18 protein-coding genes and 4 tRNA genes are annotated in these 21,806 nt (G+C 41.5%); 12 read left to right on the plus strand and 10 right to left on the minus strand.

Annotated features, from left to right (window positions below; all coding sequences use genetic code 11):
• Positions 1 to 263 precede the first annotated feature (263 nt).
• The 4 genes from dnaN (at position 264) to GA520_RS23935 (ending at position 7,439) form a co-directional block, all read left to right on the plus strand.
• A complete protein-coding gene (gene dnaN, locus GA520_RS23920) occupies positions 264 to 1,397 on the plus strand; it encodes a DNA polymerase III subunit beta (RefSeq protein WP_163335933.1) in 1,134 nt (377 codons plus the stop codon).
• A 35-nt stretch (positions 1,398 to 1,432) separates the two neighbouring features.
• Entirely contained in the window at positions 1,433 to 3,850 is a 2,418-nt protein-coding gene (gene gyrB / locus GA520_RS23925) for a DNA topoisomerase (ATP-hydrolyzing) subunit B (RefSeq protein ID WP_163335934.1), read from the plus strand.
• Between the two features lie 105 nt (positions 3,851 to 3,955).
• Entirely contained in the window at positions 3,956 to 6,439 is a 2,484-nt protein-coding gene (gene gyrA / locus GA520_RS23930) for a DNA gyrase subunit A (protein WP_205749184.1), read from the plus strand.
• Entirely contained in the window at positions 6,417 to 7,439 is a 1,023-nt protein-coding gene (locus tag GA520_RS23935) for an NAD(P)H-dependent glycerol-3-phosphate dehydrogenase (protein ID WP_163335935.1), read from the plus strand. The genes gyrA and GA520_RS23935 overlap by 23 nt, the downstream gene beginning before the upstream one ends.
• Positions 7,440 to 7,456: 17 nt before the next feature.
• Here the strand turns inward: GA520_RS23935 and GA520_RS23940 are convergent, their stop codons facing one another.
• The 3 genes from GA520_RS23940 to GA520_RS23950 form a co-directional block, all read right to left on the minus strand.
• Positions 7,457 to 8,128: an XTP/dITP diphosphatase gene (locus GA520_RS23940; protein WP_163335936.1), complete on the minus strand. Its 672-nt coding sequence runs from the start codon at positions 8,126 to 8,128 to the stop codon at positions 7,457 to 7,459.
• Positions 8,129 to 8,136: 8 nt separating this feature from the next.
• The gene (locus tag GA520_RS23945) at positions 8,137 to 8,625 is read right to left on the minus strand and encodes an epoxyqueuosine reductase QueH (RefSeq protein ID WP_240910031.1); all 489 of its coding nucleotides are present in this window, start codon (positions 8,623 to 8,625) and stop codon (positions 8,137 to 8,139) included.
• Positions 8,626 to 8,777: 152 nt separating this feature from the next.
• Positions 8,778 to 10,334, minus strand: coding sequence for a sigma-54-dependent Fis family transcriptional regulator (locus GA520_RS23950; protein ID WP_163335938.1), 1,557 nt, complete (start codon positions 10,332 to 10,334; stop codon positions 8,778 to 8,780).
• Positions 10,335 to 10,626: 292 nt separating this feature from the next.
• Here GA520_RS23950 and GA520_RS23955 point away from each other — a divergent pair.
• A tRNA-Ser gene (locus GA520_RS23955) sits at positions 10,627 to 10,712 on the plus strand.
• Positions 10,713 to 10,724: 12 nt separating this feature from the next.
• Positions 10,725 to 10,817 (plus strand) — tRNA-Ser (locus tag GA520_RS23960).
• A gap of 154 nt (positions 10,818 to 10,971) precedes the next feature.
• Here GA520_RS23960 and GA520_RS23965 read toward each other — a convergent pair.
• The 3 genes from GA520_RS23965 to GA520_RS23975 are packed head-to-tail and all read right to left on the minus strand — an operon-like array spanning position 10,972 to position 13,147.
• Positions 10,972 to 11,445 carry an SH3 domain-containing protein gene (locus tag GA520_RS23965; RefSeq protein ID WP_163335939.1) on the minus strand — a complete coding sequence of 158 codons (474 nt, stop codon included), beginning with the start codon at positions 11,443 to 11,445 and terminating at the stop codon, positions 10,972 to 10,974.
• Between the two features lie 41 nt (positions 11,446 to 11,486).
• Positions 11,487 to 12,371: a ParB/RepB/Spo0J family partition protein gene (locus GA520_RS23970; RefSeq protein WP_240910032.1), complete on the minus strand. Its 885-nt coding sequence runs from the start codon at positions 12,369 to 12,371 to the stop codon at positions 11,487 to 11,489.
• Entirely contained in the window at positions 12,368 to 13,147 is a 780-nt protein-coding gene (locus GA520_RS23975) for a ParA family protein (RefSeq protein WP_163335940.1), read from the minus strand. Before GA520_RS23975 ends, GA520_RS23970 begins: the two co-directional genes overlap by 4 nt.
• Before the next feature lie 298 nt (positions 13,148 to 13,445).
• On the opposite strand from GA520_RS23975, the gene nadB reads away from it, so the two are divergent.
• Entirely contained in the window at positions 13,446 to 15,107 is a 1,662-nt protein-coding gene (gene nadB, locus GA520_RS23980) for an L-aspartate oxidase (protein ID WP_163335941.1), read from the plus strand.
• Between the two features lie 44 nt (positions 15,108 to 15,151).
• Here the strand turns inward: nadB and GA520_RS23985 are convergent.
• Both GA520_RS23985 and GA520_RS23990 read right to left on the minus strand, forming a co-directional pair.
• A tRNA-Glu gene (locus GA520_RS23985) sits at positions 15,152 to 15,229 on the minus strand.
• Positions 15,230 to 15,237: 8 nt separating this feature from the next.
• Positions 15,238 to 15,313, minus strand: a tRNA-Lys gene (locus GA520_RS23990).
• 368 nt (positions 15,314 to 15,681) lie between these two features.
• On the opposite strand from GA520_RS23990, the gene rdgC reads away from it, so the two are divergent.
• The 5 genes from rdgC to hemW all read left to right on the plus strand — a co-directional run bounded on the left by rdgC (position 15,682) and on the right by hemW (position 20,496).
• Positions 15,682 to 16,287 carry a recombination-associated protein RdgC gene (gene rdgC / locus GA520_RS23995; protein ID WP_163335942.1) on the plus strand — a complete coding sequence of 202 codons (606 nt, stop codon included), beginning with the start codon at positions 15,682 to 15,684 and terminating at the stop codon, positions 16,285 to 16,287.
• Between the two features lie 40 nt (positions 16,288 to 16,327).
• Positions 16,328 to 16,864 carry a hypothetical protein gene (locus GA520_RS24000; RefSeq protein WP_163335943.1) on the plus strand — a complete coding sequence of 179 codons (537 nt, stop codon included), beginning with the start codon at positions 16,328 to 16,330 and terminating at the stop codon, positions 16,862 to 16,864.
• A gap of 313 nt (positions 16,865 to 17,177) precedes the next feature.
• Positions 17,178 to 18,602 (plus strand): Asp-tRNA(Asn)/Glu-tRNA(Gln) amidotransferase subunit GatB, encoded by a 1,425-nt coding sequence (gene gatB / locus GA520_RS24005; protein ID WP_163335944.1) that lies wholly within the window; start codon positions 17,178 to 17,180, stop codon positions 18,600 to 18,602.
• Between the two features lie 24 nt (positions 18,603 to 18,626).
• Complete coding sequence (radC, locus tag GA520_RS24010; RefSeq protein ID WP_163335945.1) at positions 18,627 to 19,361, plus strand: DNA repair protein RadC; 735 nt, start codon at positions 18,627 to 18,629, stop codon at positions 19,359 to 19,361.
• A gap of 1 nt (position 19,362) precedes the next feature.
• Positions 19,363 to 20,496 carry a radical SAM family heme chaperone HemW gene (gene hemW, locus GA520_RS24015; protein WP_163335946.1) on the plus strand — a complete coding sequence of 378 codons (1,134 nt, stop codon included), beginning with the start codon at positions 19,363 to 19,365 and terminating at the stop codon, positions 20,494 to 20,496.
• Positions 20,497 to 20,501: 5 nt separating this feature from the next.
• Here the strand turns inward: hemW and GA520_RS24020 are convergent, their stop codons facing one another.
• Both GA520_RS24020 and GA520_RS24025 read right to left on the minus strand, forming a co-directional pair.
• Positions 20,502 to 20,981 carry a CYTH domain-containing protein gene (locus GA520_RS24020; protein ID WP_163335947.1) on the minus strand — a complete coding sequence of 160 codons (480 nt, stop codon included), beginning with the start codon at positions 20,979 to 20,981 and terminating at the stop codon, positions 20,502 to 20,504.
• 15 nt (positions 20,982 to 20,996) lie between these two features.
• Positions 20,997 to 21,782 carry an EI24 domain-containing protein gene (locus GA520_RS24025; protein WP_163335948.1) on the minus strand — a complete coding sequence of 262 codons (786 nt, stop codon included), beginning with the start codon at positions 21,780 to 21,782 and terminating at the stop codon, positions 20,997 to 20,999.
• Positions 21,783 to 21,806: the final 24 nt, after the last annotated feature.

Consider the following 21,806-nt stretch of genomic DNA (forward strand, 5'->3'; position numbering starts at 1 on the left):
TCCACTCGTTCAGAACAGAATAAACACTTGTTAACAGGGTTATCAACAGCATCTTCACAGCGGAATGTGGATACTTTCCCAACATCCTGTTGATAACCCTGTTGATAAACGGATTTGAACAATAACCGCTCTTTTTGAACATTGCCAAATGTAGATTTTTTTTAACAGAAAATTAGATAGATAAATACGTTATTCACAGATTAACACCTTTAATAAAAATAATATAAAAAACATAATAGAAGGATCAAGATAAGGAGTCACCCATGTCCTTTCATTGCACAATAACGAAAAATGATTTTTTAGAAGGTCTTAACAGCCTCCAGAACATTACCAATAAAAAGGGAACTCTTGCCATCCTGTCTAACGTTCTTATTGAAACGCAGTCTAATGGTCTCATCCTGACCGGAACGGATTTAGAGGTAGGATTACGGCTTTTTATACCTGCAGAGATTCATGCTGAAGAAGGTACTATTACCCTTCCTTCCAAAAAGATATTTGAGATAGTCAGGGAATCAGGATCAGACACCATCACCATTGAAGAAAAAGACAACAGCTGGGTTGTCATTACAGCAGGACTGAGTACCTACAATCTTGCCGGTATGCCCAGTGTCGAATATCCTGAATTTCCTGAATACAAAGATGATTCATTCGTTCAGTTCGAATCACATATTTTCCTGGAGTTGATCGACAAGGTCATTTTTTCCATAGCCAACGAACAGGAAAACATCTATTCACTGACCTCTGTACTTTTTGAGAAAGAACACAGGGATGGTCTATCGTATCTCAAAATGATATCAAGTGATGGTCATCGTCTCTCTATCATGGAAAAAGATGTCGCTTCCGATATAGATCAATTACAACTAAACGCAGTCACACTTATCCCGAAAAAAGGTATACAGGAAATGAAAAAATTCTGTGAGGCCAGGGATAGTATTGAAATTTCCTTTGAAGAAAAACAGATGATCGTCCGTGATGGTGACGCGGTTATGGTTATTCGGTTAAAACACGGTGAATTTCCCCAATACCAGACTATAATGGAAGCAGTTCAGCTTGAAAACTGTGCTAAAATTAACAGAATTCCCTTTCTAGAGTCCTTAAAAAGGATCAACCTCTTTACAGAGGATATATTTCACACCATCCAGTTACAGATAGACAATAACAAGATGATTCTTACTTCCCAGAATGCTGATCTGGGAAATGCCAAGGATGAGCAGGCCATCAGCTATACAGGAGAACCCTTGACGCTAGGCTTTAACTGCAGGTACTTCCTTGAAACATTGCAGGTAATGGAATGCGAAACAGTACAGGCTTATATAAATTCCAACAACAGTCCCTGCCTCATCAAATCAGAAGACGATAAAGGTTTTATAAGTATTATCATGCCCATGCAATTATAATTGATGCTCAGGGCTTACCATAAAGGATAACAAGAGTGACAGAAGAAAATAACAATTACGGTGCGGAACAGATTAAGGTTCTTGATGGTTTGGAGGCTGTTCGAAAGCGTCCCGCCATGTATATTGGTTCAACCTCTGAGGTGGGGCTTCATCACCTTATTTGGGAGGTTGTCGATAACAGTATTGACGAGGCCCTTGCCGGTTATTGTGACCGAATCAGAATTACAATTCACGAAGACAACTCTGTAACGGTAGAAGACAACGGTCGAGGTATTCCCGTTGACATGCATCCTACAGAACAAATTTCTGCTCTTGAGCTGGTTATGACCACGCTCCACGCAGGCGGCAAATTTGATCATTCAACCTATAAGGTTTCCGGTGGTCTGCATGGTGTAGGTGTGTCTGTTGTTAACGCCCTTTCTTCAAAGGCAACAGCTGTTGTCAGGCGAAATGGAAATATTTACACCCAATCCTATGAGTACGGTGATAAGGTTAGTGAACTTGAAGTAATCGGTACCTCTGAGAAAACCGGTTCGACCATCACTTTCACACCTGACTCAGGGATCTTCACTGAAACAACTGTTTATGAATACGAAACAGTCAAAAACCGGGTACGTGAACTCTCTTTTTTAAACAAAGATATTCGTATTCACCTCAAAGATGAAAGAAGCGGTGAAGAAGATAAGTTTCATGCTTCCGGCGGTATCGTCTCGTATGTGGAATACCTCAACCGAAAGCGTACCCCGGTGTTCCCGGAACCACTGTTTCTTAAAGGTGAGAAAGACCAGGTTGAAGTTGAGATAGCCTTTCAATATTTCGACGGTTATTCGGAACGTTTGTTTAGTTTTGTCAACAATATCAATACACGTGAAGGTGGTACTCATGTTGCCGGATTCAGGTCGTCATTGACAAAATGCATCAACAGGTATGCTAATGACGATGTTGTTCCTAAAAACCTCAAGGAGAAGATGGGAGGCGATGATGTACGTGAAGGTCTGACCTGTGTCATTTCAGTTCGTGTTCCCGATCCGCAGTTTGAGGGACAGACCAAAACAAAACTCGGTAATTCCGAGGTGAAATCTATTGTTGAATCTGTCTGCACTGAACAACTAACAATATTTTTTGAGCAAAATCCTCAAATAGCCAAAAAAATACTGACAAAGGTGGTGGATGCCGCCAGAGCCAGGGACGCAGCCAGGAAAGCTCGCGATTTATCTCGGAAAAAGGGGTCAACATCATTGTTGATGGCCGGAAAATTGGCCGAATGCCAGGAAAAGGATCCTGCGAAAAGAGAAATATTTATCGTCGAGGGTGATTCTGCCGGTGGTTCTGCGAAACAGGGGAGGGACAGATCAATCCAGGCCATCCTGCCACTACGCGGAAAAATAATGAATGTTGAGAAAGCCAGGTTTGACCGAATTCTCAACAGTGAAGAGATTAAACAGCTTATTGCTGCCCTTGGTTGCGGCATAGGAAATGAAGAGTTTGAAATCGAGAAACTGAGGTATCATAAGATCATTATAATGACAGATGCCGATGTTGACGGTGCCCACATCCGGACACTGCTCCTTACCTTCCTTTATCGTCAGATGCTGCCTCTTGTACAGGGTGGTTTTGTCTATATCGGACAACCTCCGCTCTATCGTCTCGGCAAAGGAAAAAAGGAGAAATACTTTCTTGATGAATCGACCTTAAACAGCCATCTTTTCAGTCAGGCCAGTGAAAAGATGTCTGTTATAATTGACGATGATGAGAGCCAGTATGAACTTACTGGTGCGGATATGATTACCATTCTTGAGAAACTTTCCGTCTATCAGCGTATTGTCGCATTTATGAACAGAATGAATATCTGGGAGGATATGCTGTACTTTCTCCTCGAAAACAATATCCGCACTGCCGACCAGTTTTCAGATGAATCCTTTGTTCATAATCTGCTCAGCCAGTTATCTGAGAAAGACCTTATTATCGGTAACATCCGTTCATGCAGGTGGCGTCCTGACTGTTATGAGGCAGATATAGCCGTACGTGGAAAAGTACAGATAATGATGACATTAGGGCCGCAGATTCCGCTTATCAACGAATACAGGAAGGCTCTTTCCATATTTGAATCCATAAGGCCATACCTTAAATCCGGTTTTACCATTAAGAGTATAAACAAGAATAACGAAGAGAGTCTGAATAAGGTCTCCGACTGGAATGAGATGGTTCAGACCGTTCAGGATGAGTCATTCAGGGGAAGCCATCTTCAACGTTATAAGGGTCTTGGTGAGATGAATCCCGAACAGTTATGGGATACTACAATGAATCCTGAAAACAGAACACTTGTCCAGGTAACGATTAATGATGCCGAACAGGCGGATGACATTTTTACTACTCTTATGGGAGATAAAGTCGAGCCAAGACGGGAATTTATTCAGAATCATGCCCTGGAAGTTACGGATCTCGATATTTAAGGTAACAGATCTGCCGGTTTGACATAGAATAGTTGATCGTCAGGATACCGTAGATGTACCGCACCTTTTATGGTGGTTATGGTACGCAAAATGTAAGAAAAGTATATGACAAATGAAAATATTATAAACGAGGAACAGTTCCCGACAATTTCCATAGAAAAGGAACTGAAAAAATCGTATCTGGACTATGCAATGAGCGTAATCGTCGGTCGCGCTTTGCCTGATGTACGTGATGGTTTAAAACCAGTACACCGGCGTGCTCTTTTTGCAATGCGTGAACTTGGTGTTTTTTATAACCGTCCGTATGTAAAATCCGCTCGTATCGTCGGTGACGTAATTGGTAAATATCACCCTCATGGCGATTCAGCTGCCTACGATACCATTGTAAGGATGGCTCAGGATTTCGCTATGCGTTATCCGCTGGTTGATGGTCAGGGTAACTTTGGATCACTGGATGGTGATTCACCCGCCGCTATGCGTTATACAGAAGCACGGATGACCAGGATCGATAGGGAGATTGTCTCGGATCTGGATAAGGAAACTGTTGATTATATTCCCAACTACGATAACTCTTTATCAGAACCGTCAGTAATGCCTACAAAGGTACCGAGTCTGTTGGTAAACGGATCTTCAGGTATCGCTGTAGGTATGGCTACCAATATACCACCGCATAATATTACCGAGGTCATAAACGGTCTTGTTGCAATGATCGATGATCCGAATATTACTGTGCACGAGATTATGTCTCTTATTACCGGTCCTGACTTTCCGACAGGTGGGCAGATATGTGGACGTGCTGGTATACGGGAAGCATATGAGACGGGCAGGGGAGTGGTCATTATGAGGGCACTTACCCATGTTGAAAAATCAAAAAGCGGTAAACGGGAAGCTATAATCGTGACTGAGATTCCTTATCAACAAAATAAGGCCCATCTCGTCGAAAAGATAGCTGAACTTGTAAGAGATAAACGAATAGACTCCATCTCGGAAGTGCGTGATGAATCAGACAGACACGGTTTACGTATCGTTATGGAGTTAAAGAAGGATGAAAATGCAGATGTAGTCATCAACCAGTTATACAAGATGACCCCGATGCAGAAATCTTTCGGTATTATTTTTCTGGCTATTGTGAATAATAAGCCAGAGGTCCTTAATATCAAACAGATTCTAGAACATTTCATTCTTCATAGAAAAGTTGTTGTTTATAGACGTACCAGCTTTGAATTGAGAAAAGCTGAAGATAAGGCGCATATCCTTGAAGGACTGAATATAGCCATATCAAATATTGATGAAGTTGTTACCCTTATCAAAGAATCAAAAAATCCCCAGGAAGCAAAAACAGGACTTATTAGTCGCTTTGAGCTCTCAGAAAAGCAGGCACAAACTATTCTTGATATGCGACTGCAGAGATTAACGGGTCTTGAAAGGGATAAAATTGTTCAGGAATATAAAGATATCCTTGCTGAAATTGAAAGGCTTAGGAAAATTCTAGGTGACGAGTCACTCGTTATGAAGATTATCCGGGATGAGTTTCTTGAGATTAAAGAGACCTACGGAGATGAAAGAAGAACTGAAATAATAGAAGCCGTAGATGAAATACTGCCAGAAGATTTAATTGCTCCTGAAGATATGGCTGTGACTGTTACTCATACAGGATATATCAAGCGTAATCCAGTGAGTCTTTATCGTTCGCAGCACAGGGGTGGAAAAGGAGTAAAAGGTGTAAAAAATATAGAGGAAGATTTTGTTTCCAGCCTCTATGTTGCGTCGACCCTTGATACCTTTCTCTTCTTTACCAATTACGGAAAAGTTTTCTGGAGAAAGGTCTATCAGTTACCACTAGCCGGTCGTACTGCAAGAGGCAAGGCGATCGTCAATCTGCTGCAATTGGCTGATGGCGAAAAAGTTGCTGCAATTCTGCCTGTATCTTCTTTCGAAGATGAGGATAAAGACAAGACCATCATGATGGTCACGAAGTGGGGAAGGATAAAGAAGACAAGCCTTCAGGAATTCAAGAGGCCGCTTCGAAAAGGGAAAAAGGCATTAACTATACGTGACGGTGATGAAATTATTGCCGCCCATATCCTTAACGGAGATGACACTATTCTGATGGTTACCCAAAAAGGAATGTCTATCCATTTCCACGAATCTGATATTAGAACCATGGGTAGAACAGCTGCCGGTGTAACCGGTATGCGCCTCTCTTCAGGAGATACTGTGGTGAGTGCTATCGTTGTATCAAGTGATGATTCTATCCTTATTATCACTGAAAATGGATATGGAAAAAGAAGTCCTGTCAGCGAATACAGAATCCAGAAACGCGGCGGAAAAGGAATATTCGGGATCAAGCAGAGTGACCGGAACGGTAATATTATAGCTGCTAAGCAGGTTCATGAAGATGAGGAAATTATCCTTATAGCCGACAGTGGTAAGATGATAAGGATGGATCTTACAACTGTAAGGGTCATTGGCAGGTCAACCCAAGGTGTACGGCTCATTAACCTCGACAACGGCGAAAAAGTTGTCGCAATGGATATCGTTGATAAGGACGAACCAGAAGATGGCGATGAAGAAGCAGAACTTATCTAAAACGGCTGTAATTGGTGCAGGATCGTGGGGTACAGCTCTATCACTGGTCCTGGCATCAAATTATGATACTGTTGCTTTATGGGGCCATAAACGTAGCGACATAGCAAAGCTTCAATCGGAGAGGGAAAATAAAAAATACCTCTCCGGATTTATTCTTCCGGAAAATATTCATCCTGTTTCGAATCTAGGTGATGCTGTTAAAGGATGCGATATTGTTACTATGGTTGTGCCATCTCATGGATTTCGTGAAGTATATAGAAATGTTGCACCGTTACTTGAGGAGAAATGTTGTGTCGTTTCAGCTGTTAAAGGAATCGAAATCAGTTCTCTCATGACTATGAGTCAGGTTATTGATGATATTAACAAGGAATTACAGATAGCTAAGCGAATACGAACCGCTGTTTTATCAGGTCCGTCTTTTGCCAAAGAAGTCGCTCAAAATCTGCCAACTGCAGTCACCATCGGATGCAGTGATATTGATACCGCAAAATATCTCCAAAAATGTTTTGTTACCCCTACGTTCAGGGTATATGCCGCGACGGACGTAATAGGACTGGAAATAAGTGCTGCTTTAAAGAACATAGTCGCAATAGGAGCAGGGATCTGCGATGGTCTTGGTTACGGAATGAACACCAGGGCAGCACTTATAACTCGGGGTATAGCTGAATTGACCCGTTTTGGAGTTGCAGTTGGTGCCGATCGTGAAACTTTTTTTGGGTTGAGCGGTATTGGTGATTTAATGTTGACCTGTACAGGTGACTTAAGTCGGAACAGAAGTGTCGGATTAAAACTTGGGCAAGGAATTAAATTAGAACAGATTATTGAAGAAATGGATATGGTTGCAGAAGGTGTAAAAACAACCAGATCTGTGTATGGACTGGCACAAAAACTCAATATAGATATGCCAATTCTTGAGCAGGTCTATGAAATCCTCTATAACAACAAGGATTGTTCAAAAGCTGTTGAAGACCTGCTCAAGAGAGAACTAAAAATTGAATAATCAATTTATGCTACAATTTACTTGGACCAATCATTGTCAATAAATTCATTATGATCAGGTTTTGGTGGTTTTTCCTCCAATATCCTCTGTTCCAGCCATTTAAGAATTTGAGGAATCTCCGACTTTAACTCCGCAACAGCTTTACCGCGGTGACTCACCTTGTTTTTCTCATCCATTGTTAATTCGGCAAAGGTTTTGCCAAAATCTTCAAAGTAGAAAAGGGGATCATAACCAAAACCACTTTGACCTCTCTTTTCACGTAGAATTGTACCCTCACAACTCGATTCATAGGTGAGTGCAGGGCCAGAAGGTACAGCAATGGAAATTACACATTTAAATCGAGCAGACCGATCATCTATAGCTTCCATTTCCTTGAGAAGTTTCGCACAGTTTTCTTCGTCAGTGGCATTTTCTCCGGCATACCTGGCTGAATAGACTCCGGGTTGACCATTCAGGGCATCTACAATCAAACCGGAATCATCAGCTATAGCCGGTAAGCCTAGAACCCTTGCCGTGTGGAGGGCCTTTTTGTAGGCGTTATCATCAAAGGTTTCACCATCTTCAATTACTTCAGGAAGGGGACCGAAGTCCGCAAGAGATTTCAACTCGACAGGAAAATCCTTTAATATCTCCCTGAACTCCTTAATCTTGTTTTTATTGCCTGTTGCGAGGACGATGATTGATACCATTTTTTCACTCAATTTTTTCTTTTAAATTTTTTGTCGTACCGTTCTTGTTCACTATAGATACAGCCACAGTAGGGTTGACGATACATCTCAAGTTGAATAGATTCATCAATTCCTTCCTGCCAGCCCACACGAAAATCTTCATAGACAAAACAGATATTATACTTTTCGGCAAGTGTATAACCAAATCTCTTTAATTGTATATGATCCTGATATTTAGAATAGAGAAGAGAGGTGGTGAATGCGTTATAACCAAATTTGCAGGCCATGAGAGCAGTTTCTTCCATACGCCACGAATAACAATGTGTGCATTTATTGTCTTCGTCACCGACAACCTTTCGTAAATACTCTCGTAATCCATATTCCTGTTTGCCTATAATCTCTAAATCATTTTTGTTGCAGAAGTCGAGAAGAGTATCTTTTCGACGGATAAATTCTTGATATGGATGAATATTCGGATTAAAGAAATATACTGATATATCATAGTTTTGGCGTAACACCCTGTAAGGATACACAGTACAGGGCCCACAACAGGAATGCAGAAGTAACTTCACAATACGAAAACCTCAATGCAGATGAATAGTCGAGGAAAAAGATATGTTACAACCGGAAAAGACGATTATAAACTGTCGCAATTTATTTATATAATGACCTAGATTTTATATTTTTTTGGATCGATATTATACTGGTGAATTTTATAGTTTATAATCCGCAAACTGGTATCAAGGAATTTCGCTGTTTTTGTCTGGTTGCCATTGTTCTTCTTTAGACCGTCTATAATAAGTTCCTTCTCAAAGTTTTCAACCGATGAAGTGAGGGAAAGTGGATTATCAGCACTCACAGGTTCAGAAGTTTGGAGGGTTGGAGGAAGATGAATACCCTTAATAGTATCCTCATCACAAATAAGTACAGCCCTTTCCATACAGTTCTGTAATTCCCGTACATTACCTGGCCAATGATACTGAACAAGCATATCGATAGCAGAAGTTGAAATCCTTCTAATCTTTTTTCGATTTTCCTTGCTGAATTTATCAAGAAAAAATTCTGCAATAAGGAGGATATCGGTGCGCCTTTCTCGTAGAGATGGCATATATACTGGAAAAACATTCAACCTGTAGTAGAGATCTTCACGAAATGCCCCTTCCCGAACTGCTTTTTCAAGATCCCTGTTGGTTGCAGCAACAAGCCGCACATCACAGTCTATAGCTTTAGTTGATCCTAATCGGGTAAAATTTCTTTCCTGAACAACATGGAGTAATTTTACCTGAACTGAATTACTTATCTCACCAATTTCATCGAGAAAAAGAGTACCTCCTTCAGCTTGTTCAAAACGACCAATTTTTCGCTCGTTGGCCCCTGTAAAAGACCCTTTTTCATGTCCGAATAGTTCACTCTCAAGCAACGTTTCAGGTAAGGCCGAACAGTTTACTACAATAAAAGGTTTATCAGCTCTTTTGGAATTGTAATGAAGGGCTTTTGCCACAAGGGTTTTTCCTGTTCCCGATTCGCCACGCAGTAAAACAGTGGCATTTGAATCAACTACCCTGTGAATCATTTCATAGACATCCTGCATTTTAGACGAATTACCTATGATATCATTGATACGATTCTTTTGGGATAGTTCACGTTTTAATTTAAGGTTTTCTGTATGGAGTTCCTCTTTCTCCCTATTCACCGATTGTATACGCATAGTTGTTTGAGCGATTAAACCCGATAATACGGTAAGGAACTGTAAATCAGTATTAGCCTGTTCACCAATTCCTTCCTCGTAAATACGGTCTACACTCAGTGCACCGATAACCTGTTTACCGTCTTTAATAGGTACACAGAGAAACGATCTTTTCTGATCTTTAATGTCTCCCCTGGATCTTGTCCTGTTTAAAAATAGAGGTTCCTCTGCAATATGCGGAACAATAATAGGTTCACCAGTGGACACGACCCGGCCAGTGATTCCTTCACCTATCTTATATTTGCCTCTTTTTCTTCCTTCGGCTGTAATACCGTAGGCTACTTCAATTTCGAGCTTTCCGGTCAAAGGGTTGACAATAGTGACAGTCCCGTTTTCCATTTGCTTCATGTCTGCCAGGAGCCGCATGGATTTTTCCAGACATTCACGCAAATCCATAGATGAAGCGAGTCGTTTTGTAATCTCGTAGAGACAGGTCAGATCCTGTAATTGTACTTCTATATGGTAGTTATCTTCCAACATTTTAGGGTAGGTATTTTTAGGTGTTATTGCATAAATGCTTACTTAATGTAATTGAAATATAGCCAAATATTTCGTATAAGGGACTGTTAATTGATCAAAAAGTGAATATTGTCATCTTGAAATATAGGATAGTGGGTAAGTACTACATGTGAAGCTTGAAAACTGAAAATTCCCAAATTGAAATATTCATATAATACACATTACAAAAATGTGAGTATTTTTTAAATGTTTTTCTTCTACCAAATTCAGATTGTTGACAACGAAGAAATCTAATGGTACAAGGACACAGCACGGAGGGATGGCCGAGTGGTTTAAGGCGGCGGTCTTGAAAACCGTTGTACGAAAGTACCGTGGGTTCGAATCCTACTCCCTCCGCCACATTACCTCTTAGGAGAGATGACCGAGTTGGCCGATGGTGCTCGCCTGCTAAGCGAGTGTGGGGGTAATACTCCACCGAGGGTTCGAATCCCTCTCTCTCCGCCAGGATATAAAAAGCCTGATTACGCGATAGTAATCAGGCTTTTTTTTATTTGTATATTTATAATGAAAACGATAACTGAGTTTAGCCGGACTTCTTATACCAGGAGAGGATAGTATCTCTAAATTGTGTAAGAGTGTGTAAAACTATCTTTACAATCTAGAAACCCCAAAGAAGAGATCTTTTAATCCAACCTTCAAGACCCGTTTCGTGTTTTACCTGAGCCCACCCTGATTTTTGATTGAGCGTTTCAAAAACAACACCATAGTAGGCTTTTCCTACAATTTCATTTTTTGTAGACGGACCACTCCGAATATTTATTTTTTTCTTGGAATTTCTATTGGCTTTTACGATCATATGGGGATTCGAATTCACAAGATCCTTGTGTAACCATCCGACATCACCCTCAAAATCAGATACCTTAATCCATTGACCCTTCTTCGATACAATTTTCAAAGGAAATCCAGTACCTAACTCATATTTAACAGGGTTATCCTTACCTGGCCCAGTTCGCAAATTAATGTCATTTCCCTTTACACTGACCATCTTTGCAGAAGCAGAAGAGCATGTTATGGAAATTAAAAGGGCCAAAGTAAATATTGTTGCAAAAAAGTGTTTTGTTGAAAGTTTCATCGGCAGTTATTTAGAGTTAATAGTTAAAGTAGCTCAAATTATTAAACTTTATCTTCTGCTAAAATTACAGAAATAAGGCGTTCCAGATCATCAGCGGAATAATATTCTATCTCAAGTTTACCCCGGGACCCATTCTGATTGATATACACCTTTGAAGATAACTTATTGGTAAGTTGGTTGATCATGGATTTACAATAGGATGAGGGGATGTCATCACCTACAGGTGTTATCCTTTTTCGAACACTCGCTTTTGAAGAAGCAGATTTTTTGACCAGCTTCTCTGTCTGTCTAACTGAGAGTTTCTTTTGAATAATGAGGTCACGTATTTCTTTTACGGCAACTAAGTCATCAGAAATACGCAATAAGGCTCTACCATGACCTTCAGAAAGTTGACCTTGAACAATATCATCTTTTATGAAATCAGGAAGGTTTAATAATCTCAAAGCGTTAGTTATTGTTGATCTCTTTTTTCCAACACGTTTAGCTGTTTCTTCTTGAGTATATCCAAATTTTTTAATGAGGTTATTGTATGCCTCGGCCTCTTCAAGAGGGTTGAGGTCTGTTCGCTGGATATTTTCAATAAGAGCTAATTCAAGTAGAGCATCATCATTCTCAACATCCATTACTACCACAGGAACTTCCTCTAGCCCGGCTAACTTCGAGGCGCGCAATCTACGTTCACCCGCGATGAGTGAATATATACCAGTGTTTTTTTCAGACTGAACAATTAGTGGTTGAATAACCCCATTTTCTCGTATGGAGTCAGCTAATTCTTCTAAATCATTATCATGGAAATGAGTACGAGGTTGTAATCTGTTAGGTTCTATTTTATTAACATCACAGAAGAAATATTTTTCTTCCTCCTCATCACCAAAAAGAAGACCAACACCTTGTCCGAGACCTGTAGTTTTAGCCATTTCTATCATATCTCCTTTTGGTTTCTTAAGAATTCATTCGCTAATTTCTTGTATGCTTTGGCTCCTGTTGACTTTTTATCATAGTCAACAATTGTCATTCCGTGACTAGGACACTCGCTTAAACGCACATTTCTCGGAATAACAGTCTTAAAAATCTGTTTTGGGAAATGCTTTGATAACTCCTCAGCAACTTGAAATGTTAGTTTATTCCTTTTATCAAACATTGTTAGAAGTAAACCTTCAATAAATAAAGTACTGTTATACGCTTTTTTTACGGATCGTATGGTATTTACGAGTTGAGCCAAGCCCTCCATAGCAAAATATTCACACTGCATTGGAATCAAGACGGAGTGTGCTGCCGTAAGAGAATTGACGGTGAGTAAGCCGAGGGAGGGGGGACAATCAATCAGAATATACTCGTAATCAAGGGAGGTGGATTGTATTGCCTTTTGCAATGATTTCTCTCTATCAACAGCGTTTACTAATTCTATTTCTGCAGCAACGAGGTCAATATTGGACGGTAATATATCAAGGTATTTATCTGAAGTTGAACATATAGCCTTGTCGATAGAAGATTTACCCGAATATACAGCATAAATATGATTTTTTAATGCGCGTGGATTAACACCCACACCACTCGTCGCATTTCCTTGAGGATCTGAATCAATCAAAAGAACTTTTTTTCTTTTCTTGGCAAGAGCTGCTGCAAGGTTGATAGATGATGTTGTTTTGCCAACACCTCCTTTCTGGTTTGCCACCGCAATGATTTTTTGACCGTTTTGCATTTGTTTTCCTCAAAAATAGTGAAAAAGAAGAACTCCTCCATGGTTTTTAGCCCAATTAGGCCGCCGGAACAATGTTTATTTGAAAAACAGGTATATTTTTTTTAACTATGGTATTGTTTTACCTAAAGTTTAACAATTGTTTCACGTGAAACATTTAGATGTTATATTTATAGGGAGGCAGCTAAACAGCTGTTTCGCTGGACGGATGGTCTCAATTTTGGGCTATCTTATACATAAATAGTGGTTCAGTTCATTATGGCGGACATTGTATTGATATGCCACCACAGAGGAATAATTAATGAAATGTGATTTTTTAATAATTGGATCGGGTATCGCAGGATTATCGTTTGCATTGAGAGTAGCAGACCTTGGGACGGTATGTATCGTGACCAAAAAGAAAGATGTTGATACTGCAACAAATCTTGCCCAGGGTGGTATAGCTGCTGTACTCGATGAGGATGATGATTTCTCATATCATATTGAAGATACGCTAAAGTCAGGAGCAGGACTTTGTTCTTATGAGACAGTTAAAACGGTTGTTGAAGAAGGTCCGGAACGCATAAAAGACCTTATAGATATTGGAGTTAACTTTGTTGAATCACGAGACAATCCAGGGAAACTCAATCTTGGTAGAGAGGGTGGACACTCTAAAAGAAGAGTGGCTCATTCTTTTGATCTGACGGGGAGGGCTATAGAAGAGGCCTTACTTGAGACTATCAAGCGTAAACCTTCAGTAATTGTTGAAGAGAATAGTGTTTGTGTAGATCTTATTCTGGATAAAAATAAGAGTGTATCAAATGAAAAGGAGAAATGTGTAGGAGCTTATGTCTTAAAAGATGAAAAGATAGAAGTATATGAGGCAGGGGTTACAGTTCTTTGTACCGGGGGTGCCGGGAAAGTTTATCTCTATACAAGTAATCCAGATATTGCCTCTGGTGATGGTGTCGCTATGGCGTTACGTGCTGGTGCAGAAGTCGCGAATATGGAGTTTGTTCAATTTCACCCAACGTGCTTATATCATCCACAGGCTAAAAATTTCCTTATCACAGAAGCTGTCAGAGGTGAGGGCGGAATTCTACTCAATTCGAGTGGAGAAAGATTTATGGAAAAATACGCCCCCAATAGAAAAGAGTTAGCCACCAGGGATATGGTTGCACGCTCCATTGATAAGGAAATGAAAATTTCAGGATGTGATTGTGTATATCTTGATATTTCTCATAAGGATAGTGACTTTGTAAGGAATAGATTTCCAGGGGTTTACAGTAAGTGTAAGGAGTTAGGTATCGATATAACGTCAAAGCCTATTCCAGTTGTACCGGCTGCTCACTATATGTGTGGCGGTGTTTTGACAGATTATTGGGGGCGAACCAGCGTTGATAATCTGTTTTGTCTTGGAGAGACAGCATGTACAGGGTTGCATGGCGCGAATCGGTTAGCGAGCAATTCTCTGCTTGAAGCAGTGGTTTACGCCCATAGATCAGCCACATTTTGTCGCGAAAACAGAAAACTATGGAAAAACTATAAGCATGGGTCTATTGATAATTGGGTAGATGATGGCGCAGTATTTCTTGATGAAGAGATTCTCATAAACCATAACTGGGATCTGATTCGCAGGATTATGTGGAATTATGTTGGCATTGTTCGCAATGAAAAAAGACTCAAACTTGCCTCACAGCAGCTATCGGAAATTGTAAAAGAGATAGAATCACATTACCATAATTACCACATTTCTACTGGGCTGATTGAACTGCGAAATATTGCAATTATTGCTAATCTTATCGTTGAGTCTGCTAAATATCGTAAAGAATCCAGAGGCTTACACTTTCTAGAGGACTGCCCTGGTGAGTCTGAAAGTGATCGGCACTGGAATGTATTCCGGCGAATATCAGATGGAAACAGTTATCCGTGGCAAGTAGAAAAAATACGCGAAATATCAGTGAAAAAAATTGATATAGAATAAATAGAAAAGGCGCTACTTAAAAATTAAGCAGCGCCTTTTATATATGGCGTCCCCAACCGGATTTGAACCGGTGTTGCCGGCGTGAAAGGCCGGTGTCCTGGACCTGACTAGACGATGGGGACATATTTTCTGGTGGGTCGTGTTGGGCTCGAACCAACGACTCTCTGCTTAAAAGGCAGATACTCTACCGACTGAGTTAACGACCCGCTGAGGCGAAGATATTTACAAAAATGCGGACGGCTTGTCAATAAAAAAACTTACCTTTTTTTAGATTTAATCATCCGCGAGTGATAAGGTCAAGATATAAATCGAAGGTATGATTATCCTATATGCCTGACTCTTCATAAATTTTTCAACAAAGTGCATAATTATTTTGAGACTTTTGGGAATATGCTATAAAACAGATTTCATCGTTTGTTGATTACTGGTATTCCTAATGTGACGTGGTTTCCTGATGGTTTACGATTGGACGTAAATTATATCCCACCTTCATTTATCAAGATACACGCATATGATTTTAGGACTAAGCGGGATTCGTTCGGTCCACCGCAAATAAATATAGATAGGAACTTTTATGGGTTTTTTAAATGGTTCGGCGAGTTTTGTCCGTTTCAGTGTGGAAGGGGAGTTACCTGAATCGCCCCTGGATTATATTGCTGAACGGGTAGTTGCATACTCTTTTGAGGATATTGATGAAACATTTGACGAATATTCGATCGGTTGGGTATCCGTTTTAAACATGTTTGATTCCCAGTTTGAATTCGGATCATATGCTGCCGGGGATTATATTGTTCTCAGTTTACGTGTTGATGAGAGAAAGGTTTCACCGGCCATTCTTAAGAAGTTTGTACAAAAAGAAGAGGAACGGGTGAAAAAAGAGAAGCAGATTCCGAAACTTGCCAGATCCCTAAAGGTGGAAATCAAGGAGCGGGTCCGGACGGAATTAATGAGAAAGGCTTTTCCGGTACCTGTTGTTTATGATCTGTGCTGGAACCTTTCTGACTCAACCGTGTTCTTTTTTACCACGAACAAGAAGGCCCATGCGCTTCTTGAAGATTATTTTCATGAAACATTCGGTGTAATGTTGCGTCAACAAATACCATATATCGTAGGTGAACACCTGTTGAATGATGAAGCTTGCGAGAATCTCGCCAGGGTAAATCCAGATATCTTTGTGTGATAACCCTTAAATATTTTTATTATTAAACCCGGAAGATACAATGGATTTAGTCGATCTTATACAGGAAAAAAGATTTCTTGGTCAGGAATTTCTTACCTGGCTATGGTGGAAGAGTGAGGAACGTGGTGGTAGTATCGAAATTGAGAATTTCGGTGATATTATCGTTGTTTTTGAAAAACATATGTTACTCGAATTTGGTGAAGGAGAAACAAACGAAAAACTCATTTGTTCAGGTTTGCAAACCGAACTCCAGGAAGCACGTACTGGCCTGAAGATGGGAAAAAAACTTGAGCAGGCGAGAATTCAGATCACTAAAGGTGATTATGAGTTCAATTTCACCCTTGCAGCAGCTCTCATGGAATACCGCAATGTCAAACTTCCTAAAACAGCACAGTCTGAAGGGGATGAAGGTAATCCTGAGGAAGCTGAAGGTATGATACTTGAGCGGGTTTTTCTATTCGAAGAACTTGTTAACATTGTCAATGATCTGTTCAGGATGTTTCTTGAAAGAAGGGTTAATCCAGGTTGGGGAGATGAGTTGGCAAAGGTGAGGGGTTGGGTCTCATCCCAGGGGTAGCCAAATGTATTATGAATACTGCGTCTATGTTGTGAAAAAAGTCGCCTTACTTGTAGCATGTAGAAATGAGTGACTCTGTGTGGACCAGAGATGGCGTTTTTCTTCACCAAAGGTCAACTCGTTATGCAGTCTTCTGCTGGGTCATGTCATTTGGTAAAGTGTTACCTTGAAAAGTCTGGAAATTTGTTCAATTTCGAGGAACATTTACGATTTTACCGCAGACACATTTTACAATGTTGAGTATGAAAATTAGAATGTAACTTGATGTCCCTGCTAATACAATCGAATGTAAAGTGTAAAAGAGAATATTGTCATGCAATTTGAAACAGTTATTGGTCTTGAAATTCACGCGCAGCTGAAAACGAAAACTAAAATATTTTGCGGTTGTTCAACCTCGTTTGGTGCGCCGCCCAATACCCAAACCTGCCCTGTGTGTTTGGGACTACCGGGTGTGCTGCCTGTACTAAATAAAAAAGTAGTCGAATATGCAATTAAGATGGGTCTTGCGACTGGTTCAACAATCCGTTCATCGAATCAGTTTGCGAGAAAAAACTATTTTTATCCAGACCTGCCCAAAGGATATCAGACCTCACAATTTGATCTGCCTATAGTTGAGCATGGATCTGTAGAGATAGTTGTGGATGATGAGGTTAAGAAAATCGGTATAACCCGTATGCATATGGAAGAGGATGCCGGGAAACTGATTCATGATGAACATGAGCCGAATTCCTATGTTGATCTGAACAGGACGGGTACACCTCTGCTTGAGATTGTCTCGGAACCGGATATGCGCTCACCGGAAGAGGCCTATGCCTATCTTAAAAAAATACACGCAATTTTAAGGTATCTCGATATCTGCGATGGAAATATGCAGGAGGGAAGCTTTCGTTGTGACGCCAACATATCCCTCCGCCCTCTAGGGCAGGAGGAATTAGGTACAAGAACCGAACTCAAGAATATGAACTCTTTCCGGAATGTGCAGAAGGCCTTGGAATACGAGGTACGCAGACAACGCGATATCCTGCTTGATGGTGAAGAGGTTGTCCAGGAGACCTTGCTCTGGAATCCGGACACAAACAGAACTGAATCGATGCGTGGTAAGGAGGATGCCCATGATTACAGGTATTTTCCATGTCCTGATCTGGTGTCAGTTGAAGTTGACGAAGCATGGATAAAGAGGGTTCGGGAATGTTTGCCTGAACTTCCGGATGAAAGAAAGGCAAGATTCGTTCATGACTATGAATTACCTGAATACGATGCGGGAATATTAACAGGTGAAAGGGAGCTGGCTGACTATTTTGAAACGATGGTCAAGACCGGAGCCAACACCAAGAAGGCATCTAACTGGATCATGACTGAACTGCTTCGTGAACTTAAAGGTGAATCCATAGAGTCGTGTAAACCGACGGCACAGCAGGTCGGAGAGCTGTTGGTTATGGTTGAGAAAGGAACCATTAGTGGAAAAATTGCCAAGACGGTATTCCCGGAGATGATGGAGACCGGCAAAGACCCGGCGGTTATTGTCAAAGAGAAAAATCTTGTGCAGGTCTCAGACGAGGGAGAGTTGTCGGCGATTGTGGCAGAAATAGTTGCCGCAAATCCAGGGCAGGCGCAGCAGTTCAAAGAAGGTAAAACAAAGTTGATGGGGTACTTCGTCGGACAACTCATGAAACAAACAAAAGGGAAGGCAAATCCAAAACTCGCCAATGAATTGTTTACCAAGGCACTTTCAGAATAATCTTATTTTCAAGGATTAACGCAGGTGGACAAAAAGCAGTGGCAGGAAAAAGGTGCAGGACATCGCGCCCGACTTCGCGACCGGTTCCTGGATAGAGGACTGGAGTCGCTGAATGACATAGAGGTTCTCGAACTGCTGCTCTCTTTTGGTACCCCTAGATCTGATTGTAAAGAACCAGCCAGACAGTTACTTAAAACTTTCGGTAGCTTATCGGCTGTCATGGAAACACCCGTTTCATCCCTGGAGGTGGTGAAGGGCGTGGGACCTAAAAACAGCTTTGCCATAACCTTTGTTCAGTCTGTTGCTGGTCGGTACCTTAAACAGCGTTTAGAAGGGAAACGTTATCTTCACTCTTCAAAAGATGTTCGCGAATACTTAGAGCATTCAATGCGAGGGTTAAAACGTGAAGTGCTCAATGTCATATACCTTGATTCCAGCCATGCGGTTATTGATTCAGAAACTGTGGCGGAAGGAACACTGAATGTCAATACGGTATACCCGCGGGAGTTGGTCAAGAAATGTTTGGATCATCACGCCGCGGCGGTAATCCTCGCTCATAATCATCCTTCCGGGTCACTAACACCATCGCCACCTGATGTTGACCTCACCAAAAAGATATTCCACCTCTGTTCCATGCTTCAGATCCAATTGCTGGACCATCTCATTATTGGCAGCGGAGTTTTCAGTTTTGCTGATACCGGTATGATGCAGGACATTGCAGGCGAGTGCCGACAGTTGTCGCAAAGCCTGACCGGTTAAAATGATTTCGGCCCTGTATATCCACATTCCTTTTTGCAAGTCAAAATGCAACTATTGCTCTTTCAGTTCATACTGTGGACTTGAGGCAATTCATGAAAGGTATACAAATTGTCTTGTAAAGGAGTTACAGGACAAAGCGAAACACTATGGTGAAAGGGTCAGGTTGTCTACCATCTTTTTTGGTGGAGGAACCCCGACAGTTCTGGGAGGGGGACAACTGGAAAAAATCCTTGCTGCCTGTAAAAATAATTTTAGACTAGACGATACCTTGGAGATCTCTGTTGAGGTAAATCCGGGTACGGTGGATACGCAGCGTCTCTGTGACTTATACAATGCTGGATTCAATCGTTTATCCATAGGTGTCCAGTCCTTTATTGACAGTGAGTTGCAGTTCCTGGGCCGATGTCATACCGCAAGCGAAGCCATAGCTACCGTTGCTTCGGCCAAAGCGGCAGGCTTTTTGAACTGGAGCATCGATTTGATGTATGGAATTCCTGGCCAATCACTGGATGACTGGAAGTATAATCTGGAAACCGGGCTCTCATTGCAGCCAAAGCATCTTTCCCTCTACCAACTCTCTTTTGAAGAAGGAACTCCCCTCTACCACCGAAAGAAGAAAGGCTATATTGAAGAACTGGGTGACGAAACTGTTCTCTCCATGGATAAGTACAATCAAGAGGCAACTCTCCACGCTGGGAGTAAAAGGTATGAGATTTCAAACTATTGTCAGCCTGGTTACGAATGTCGTCATAATGTCACGTATTGGCACAATAAGGACTATCTTGCGGTGGGTGCTGCTGCAGTCTCTTTTATTGCGGGTTTCAGGGAGCAAAGGGTACAGGACCCAGCACTGTACTGTGATTTAATTGAGAAGCGAAAGGATGTTGTGGCCTATAGGGAGCAGCTTGGTCTTGAGGCATCATTCAGGGAGACCGTCATGATGGGGATGCGCATGACTGAAGGCATATCTCCGAAGGAACTCGCAGAACGTTTTGGTATAGACCTGCAGCAATATTATGGAAAAATACTCATTCCACTACTAACTGCGGGATTCGTAGAGTTTACCCCTACCAGGTTTAGGGCCACCCAGAAAGGGCGACTGGTGCTGAACTCGGTGCTGGCAGAGCTTATTTGAAACCGTTATTCTTTGTGGTCCTTCCAGAGTTGGAATGGGTGGCGTGACAGGTTGGAATTATAGTACCTGGGGTCATCGGTGACTTCCTGGCCAACCCAGGGGGGCAGAGCAAAATCCTGATGAATGGATTCCAATTCAATTTCTGCCACTATAAGCCCCTCATTGACACCTGAAAAAACATCGATCTCCCAGGTAAAACCTTTATAATCAACCAAATATCGAACCTTTTCAATTATGGGACTGAGACAGAGTGTCTCCAGCATCTCCTGCACGTCGCTTTCTGGTATCTCGTATTCGTACTCCAGCCTTCTGCCGTTTTGAGTGGGACCTTTGATGGTAATAAAACCGGTTGATCCAACGGTGCGAACCCGCACAGTCCGCCCTTTATCACCACTCAGGTAGCCTTGACGATAGGCGGTACCGATTGCGCCGATTTTCCAGCTATCGTTTTTGATCAGGAATTTTTTTTCAATTTCGAAGCCCATGCCACACCTGTATTTTTAGGATTTCATCTGCTGGTTGGCGTCTGCATATTCAATAGCACAGAAGTTGAGGGTTGAGTGAATGGTTAACAGCGGGAAGAGTAAAGAAAGCAGAAAAATGTTCAGGAGCGGTATCATACTTATTATTGCAGGGACTAGGCCAAGCCTGAAGGCATCAGAGGAGTGGTTGCGAATCCAGCCTATTTTTTGGCCAAGTGACCAGTGCTTTCGCGAGGCAGGATAATCAATAAACATCAGTGCTGAGTAATAGGTATAAACAAGAAATACGGCGGCCTGGCCAATAAGCGGGATAAAATTCATCATCAGGGCCACCACGGTAATGATGACGCCGAATAGTCCGATTTTGATTCCTTCGAAGAGGTCGAGCAGGATATATTTAATACTGATATTCTCATCCGGGATAAACTCTTTGCCAGCGTGGATTTTTTCAGCGGCAATAGACAGGAACACATAACCTGGGCTGGTTAAACAGTAGGCGATCAGGAAGGCGAGATAAAAGGAAACAATGCGGGTTATAATAAGAAAGAGGTATTTCCCTGCTGTCCATGCCTTATACTTTACCATCCCCCATATCGTTGACGAATCGGGAGGGGATGATAGGAATTGACCGGCAATGCTGTCTATATAATCGGTACTGAGGTCGAAGCCGGCGGCAGTAATCCCGACCGTTGCCAAAAAGAGCAACAGGCTCCAGCCGAGAAGACGTTTTCGTTTAAGCATAAAACCGAGTGAGTAGCTGATCGTGTACCACTCGGGAGGGTGGGGGAGTGATCTGTTCTGCATGGTGATAAGTGAAAAATGATGTTA

Origin of the sequence: Desulfopila sp. IMCC35008, assembly GCF_010646885.2 — a bacterium.
GTDB lineage: Bacteria > Desulfobacterota > Desulfobulbia > Desulfobulbales > Desulfocapsaceae > Desulfopila.